General features: G+C 42.4%; 6 protein-coding genes and 1 pseudogene. 6 read left to right on the top strand and 1 reads right to left on the bottom strand.

All coding sequences use genetic code 11. The features are described from left to right. On the top strand, positions 1-318 hold a 318-nt coding region (locus tag ACJMLT_RS07065), incomplete at its 5' end, for an amidohydrolase family protein (protein ID WP_405728637.1). 39 nt (positions 319-357) lie between these two features. Here ACJMLT_RS07065 and ACJMLT_RS07070 read toward each other — a convergent pair. Beyond that, on the bottom strand, positions 358-540 hold the full coding sequence (locus ACJMLT_RS07070) for a hypothetical protein (protein WP_405728639.1): 183 nt from the start codon (positions 538-540) through the stop codon (positions 358-360). 133 nt (positions 541-673) lie between these two features. Between ACJMLT_RS07070 and ACJMLT_RS07075 the strand changes: the two genes are divergently transcribed. The 5 genes and pseudogenes from ACJMLT_RS07075 to ACJMLT_RS07095 form a co-directional block, all read left to right on the top strand. Next, the gene (locus tag ACJMLT_RS07075) at positions 674-1,333 is read left to right on the top strand and encodes a YigZ family protein (RefSeq protein ID WP_405728642.1); all 660 of its coding nucleotides are present in this window, start codon (positions 674-676) and stop codon (positions 1,331-1,333) included. A gap of 73 nt (positions 1,334-1,406) precedes the next feature. Continuing rightward, complete coding sequence (locus ACJMLT_RS07080; RefSeq protein WP_405728645.1) at positions 1,407-2,135, top strand: YebC/PmpR family DNA-binding transcriptional regulator; 729 nt, start codon at positions 1,407-1,409, stop codon at positions 2,133-2,135. A 656-nt stretch (positions 2,136-2,791) separates the two neighbouring features. Next, positions 2,792-3,271, top strand: coding sequence for a hypothetical protein (locus ACJMLT_RS07085; RefSeq protein WP_405728648.1), 480 nt, complete (start codon positions 2,792-2,794; stop codon positions 3,269-3,271). Then, positions 3,268-3,852 (top strand): signal peptidase I, encoded by a 585-nt coding sequence (gene lepB / locus ACJMLT_RS07090; RefSeq protein WP_405728651.1) that lies wholly within the window; start codon positions 3,268-3,270, stop codon positions 3,850-3,852. The genes ACJMLT_RS07085 and lepB overlap by 4 nt, the downstream gene beginning before the upstream one ends. Before the next feature lie 15 nt (positions 3,853-3,867). Beyond that, positions 3,868-5,864, top strand: a pseudogene (locus tag ACJMLT_RS07095) (hypothetical protein); the annotation flags it as partial.

The following is a 5,864-nucleotide window of genomic DNA, read 5'->3' on the forward strand; positions in this document are numbered from 1 at the left end:
CTGGCGGAAAGACATCCCGATGTAAAAGTGGTTATGATCCACATGGGTCATGGTCATGGGGTTTATATCGATGCGGCGCTGAAAATGGCCAGAAGATACCCCAATCTGTATCTGGAAATGAGCGGTATGCCCATGCCTTCCAAAATCAAGGAAGCTTATGAAACGGTCGGTGCTGACCGTATCATGTTTGGCACGGATGCGCCTTTCCACCCTGCAGTGGTAGAAAGCATGAAGGTCATGACCAGCGGATTGACTGAAGAACAGATCAAAGATGTATTTTATAACAACTGTGCAAAACTGATGGGTTTTGATAAATAAAAAAAGCGGCTATCTGAAGAAATTCAGATAGCCTTTTTGTTATGCTTCTGTTTTTGTGGCGGTTTTTGCAAAATGGCGCAGGGCGCTCATGGTGCGGATTTCGCTGCCATTTTCTGAGACGGTCTGTTTCACGTCCTGAGGCAGGTCTTTATAGAATTTTTTTGCCCGTTCGTTGTTTAACAGCATATCCGCCAGATCTCGATATTCTTTCCCAAACATCATGGTATCCTCTCCTTTCCTGTGTAGATAGGATGTGCGAAAAAATCTGTTTCCATGCAACGCAGACTTGAGCAGAGCAGGAAATTTGTGTTATTATAAAGTTCAGGAAAATTTGAATTTGAAAAAGGTGAAAGTTATGTTGAAAAAATATAAAACGATCCTGGCGCAGGCGGAAGCGGAAATTGTAGAGAAAAAATCCCGTTTTATCGCAACGGTTCGCCCTGTGAAAACAGAGGAGGAAGCCCGTGCCTTTATCGAAGAAATGAAAAAGAAATACTGGAATGCCACCCACAATGTGTTTGCATACCAGATCGGTGAGAGAAACGAACTGCAGCGTTTCAGTGATGACGGCGAGCCCCAGGGGACAGCGGGCATGCCTGTTCTGACTGTGCTGAAGGGGGAAGATATCAAGGATACGGCCATTGTGGTGACCCGTTATTTCGGCGGCACTCTGCTGGGCACAGGTGGTCTGGTGCGGGCTTACGGCAAGTCTGCAAAAGAAGGCCTTCTGGCGGCAGGGATCGCGGAACTGGTGCTTTATCGCAGATATTCTGTTGTGGCGGATTATACGGATTCCGGCAAAGTGCAGTATGAGATCCTGCAGGGTGGCCATGAATTATTCGATACGCTTTATACAGATAAGGTGGAATATATCGTTTTGGTAGAAATCGACAATGCAGAGGCCTTCGAGAAAAAAATGACAGAGATTTTCCGCGGGCAGCAGCCCTTTACCCTGCTGGAAGAACTGTATGGCGTATGGCAGGATGGGAAATTGTCTCTTTTAGAAGGGGAATAAGGCGATTTTCCTTGAATTGCGGCGAAAATAATGCTAAAATATATCGGTGAAATTTTATGGAGGAGGGTTCCACATGTCTGGACATTCTAAGTTTGCAAATATCAAACATAAAAAAGAAAAAAACGACGCAAAGAAGGGTAAGATCTTCACAATGCTGGGCAGAGAAATTCAGGTTGCTGTAAAAAGCGGCGGTCCTGATCCTGCGGTAAACGGCAAACTGCGAGACGTAATTGCGAAATGTAAATCTAACAACATGCCTAACGATACAATCGAAAGAAGTATCAAAAAAGCAGCAGGTAACGAAGAAGGCGTGGAATACGAAACAGTAACATACGAAGGCTATGGCCCCAATGGCGTTGCAGTTATCGTTGAAGTGCTGACAGATAACAGAAACCGTGCGGCAGCCAATGTAAGAAATGCTTTCACAAAAGGCGGCGGCAACATGGGTAACAGTGGCTGCGTATCCTTCATGTTCGACGAAAAAGGTCTGATCGTGATCGATAAAGAAGAAGTGGAAATGGACGAAGAAGAACTGATGATGGTTGCGCTGGACGCTGGTGCGGAAGACTTCGCAGCAGAAGAAGACAGCTACGAAATCACAACAGTTCCCGATGACTTTTCCGCAGTGCGTGAAGCACTGGAAGCAGCAGGCATCCCCATGGCAAGTGCGGAAGTAACAATGATTCCTCAGACTTATTCCGAACTGACATCTGATGAAGATATCAAAAAAATGAATAAACTGCTGGATCTGCTGGACGATGATGACGACGTTCAGAACGTGTACCATAACTGGGATGAATGATTATTCATTCAAAAATCCTTAAAAATCAATAAAAAGTGAAAATTCATTCATCTTTATTCGGTGAATTTTGAATAAAAATTCTGTCAAAGATGACATACAAAGCTTCCTAACAATGATGTACAAGTTATTAGTTAGGAGGCTTTTTTTATGTATTTGGAAACGATGTTGGAGGATTATTTATTGAAGCTGAACTTAAGAATCTGTTCTGACAGAACAATCAAAAGTGTAGGAAATACCAATAAGTTGTATTTCAAATGGCTACAGTCAGAGTTTGGAATCAACGAGATAGATCAAATAAAGAAACCGCACATAAAAGCATATCTGAAATATAAGCAAGAGACAGATGTATGATTGTTATGTTGTTTGATACAGGTAATACGTTATTTAATAAGTTTACGGTATATAGATGACGAGCGGCTTTGCGTGTGTAACACTTTTGTAACGTCTATTGGAGTAAAATGTTAAAGACAGAGACATGTGAACTGATTCAATTCAAAGGGGTCGTATAAAACGGTTACAAAAAATGACGAAAAATATAATTTTTTTACATAGCATGTTGACGGACAACTATGTGTTTGTTAATATCAAAATATATTATATATAGTAAATAAGTGGGAATAATCTGATTTACATAATAGTTAAGAGGTGCCGCAGTGATGACAGAAAAAGATTTGAAGAGATTAAGTCGTGCAGAATTGTTGGAAATGCTGATTGCGCAGAGCAAAAGGGCGGATGAATTACAGGGAAAACTGGAAAAAGCGGAAGCGGAATTAAATAGTCGTCAATTAAAGGTGGATGAAGCGGGTTCTATTGCTGAAGCCTCTTTGCGTTTGAATGGCGTATTTGAAGCGGCACAGGCTGCCAGCCAGCAGTATCTGGAAAATATCCGTATGCTGAAAGACAGACAGGAAGAAATCTGTGCGAAAAGAGATGCGGAAACAAAAGCGGAAGCAGATCGTTTATTATCAGAAACGAAGGTTTCCTGCGATCAGATGTTGGAAAAGGCGAAACAGGATTCTGCAGCATATTGGACGGAAGTATCTACCAGACTGGAGTCTTTCTATGAAGAACATGCAGGATTAAGAGAACTTTTGTCTATGAGTATGCCAAAACAGGAACAGGATGATGCAGAGTGATTGATAATAAAGAACTGGAACAGCTTGAAATCAGTAAGCTGGAGGCGGAGCTAAAGCGAGAAAAGCACAAACAACGTTATTTTGGTATGTTAAAAAGCACAGTTGCAACACTGGTCGTTGTGGCAGCTGTGGCCGTTCTGATGGCAACTCTCGGGATGCCTGTTTTGCAGATTTATGGTAATTCTATGACTCCTACTTTGAAAGAAGGTCAGATCGTCGTTTCTTTAAAAGGAAATGATCTGGAGCAGGGAGATCTGGTGGCGTTCTATGTTGGCAATAAACTTCTGGTGAAACGGGTGATCGCAGAGTCAGGAGAGTGGGTCGATATCACAGAAGAAGGTGTCGTATTTGTGAACGGCAAAGAACTGGACGAGCCTTATTTGCAGGAAAAAGCCTTTGGGGAGTGTGATATTGAACTTCCTTATCAGGTGCCCGAATCCAGATATTTTCTGATGGGGGATCATCGTACATCTTCTGTTGATAGCAGAAGCAGTGTTATTGGCTGCATTGATAAAGAGCAAATCGTGGGTAGAATCGTTTTTTGTGTATGGCCGCCGGAGGATTTCGGAGTTTATAAATAAAGAAGAGGAATCAGTATGAATGATCAATTCAGAAAAACAGCGGAAAAACTTCATAAAGAATATCTGCGTAAAAAGCGCTGGAAAAAAGCGGTGTATGCAATGGGGTGTATGGTCGTTTTCTGTACGACCTATGCGCTGATTTTGCCTGCGATCACTTTGCAGCAAAAGCCGATTTGTGGCTATGAAGAACATCTGCATGGAGAAGAATGTTATATTCCTGCACCAACGGTGGAACTGATCTGTACGGCAGAGACACTAGGCGTTCATGAGCATGATGACGAATGTTATGATGAGGAAAATAATCTGATCTGTGGACAGGCCGATTTTATTATCCATGAGCATGACGACAATTGCTATTGGGAAGATGAATTACTGCTTTGTACATTGGATGAAGTGGAAGAACATTCCCATCGCAGCAGATGTTATAAGGTGTACGATGAATTGGTTTGTGGTGAAGAAGAAACAGGCCATTTTCATGGAGAGACATGTTTTGCGAACGAGCGCGGAGAATTGGTTTGCGGTGAGGAAGAATCAGAAGGTCATTCTCATAGTGGCGGATGTTATGAATATACTACCGTTACGAAGACAAGTCTGGTCTGTGATTCAGAAGAAGAAGGACATAGTCATGACGATGGCTGTTATGAAACCACAGAATTTGAAGAACGTGAACTGATCTGTACAGAGAAAGAGTATAAAGGCCATTCTCATAAAGATAATTGTTATGAATGGAATAAGTATCTGACCTGTACCAAAGAAGAAGTAGATGGACATATCCATAATGAGGGCTGTTATGTTACGGTAGAAGAACTGGATTGTGATAAAGAAGAAGTGGAAGCCCACGAACATGGTGACAGATGTGATGACTGTGAAAAACTGGAGGTTCTGGAACATCAGCATGATGAGGCGTGCTTCAGACAGCTGGCGGAAGAGGAGATCGGCGATCATATTCTGGTTTGCAAAGAAAAAGAGCACCAGCATACAGATGCTTGCTATCCTAAGAAAACAGAACAGATCTTTGTTTGTGAATTGCAGGAACACAGCCATAGGGAAGATTGTTATGATGGGGAAGGCAATCTGGTCTGTGAAAGAGAAGAACACAGCCATGATGATGACTGTTATGAAGAAATAGAAATTGGCGGTATCTTTGATGATTTTGATGACACAGAAAAAGGACAGCCGAATGACGAAGATGAGAGCGAAGAGGAAGTATCTCAGGGATCTGAAACGCCCGTAGTACCCGAAGATACGGAAACGCCCGCAGCGCCTGAAGATACGGAAACGCCCGTAGTACCCGAAGATACGGAAAAACCTGTAGTGTCTGAAGATACAACAGAACCGGAAGAATCTGAAAATATAGATGAAACAACTGATTTCGGCAGCAATTCCGGAAATCATTCTTCAAATAAAGAGCATGATAAACCAGATTCTCCGGTTACAGATGAAAAAGTAACGAACGATTCCCAAAAAGAACCCGATACAGAAAAAGAAGATGTTTTACCGAAAGAGGAGGAAAAACCTTCTGATACTGTAGTGGAACCAGAAGAGGAAGAAAAAGTTACGGAAGAGAAGCAGGAAACACCTGTTTTCCCTGTTTTCCCGGAAGAAGAGCCTGTAAAAGAGCCCGAAGTGAACATCAATGGTATTCAGAAACATGAACATACAGAAGGCTGTTACGATGAGGAAAATAACCTGATCTGTACGATTCAGGATGTTATTGCAGGAGAACAGGAAGAAATTACGAAGGAAGAACTGGAACAGATTGAAATACCTACACTGACAGAATTTGCGGAACAGGCAAACATGGAAAATTATCTGGCGGCACAGTTTGGTACCCTTCGATTTCATATTCTGAGAACGGATGGTCTTCCTCTGCATCAGGATGAAAATGACATCTTTTCCGTAGAAACAGGTGTGGAATATCAACTTCACATGGGCATTTTCGCATCAGAAGGATTTGTGGAAGGCTCTTATGTGTATCAACTGCCTGAAGGGATCATTCCCGTAGCCGGCAG

Source organism: Anaerotignum sp., from assembly GCF_045122575.1.
Taxonomy (GTDB): Bacteria; Bacillota; Clostridia; order Lachnospirales; family Anaerotignaceae; genus Anaerotignum_A.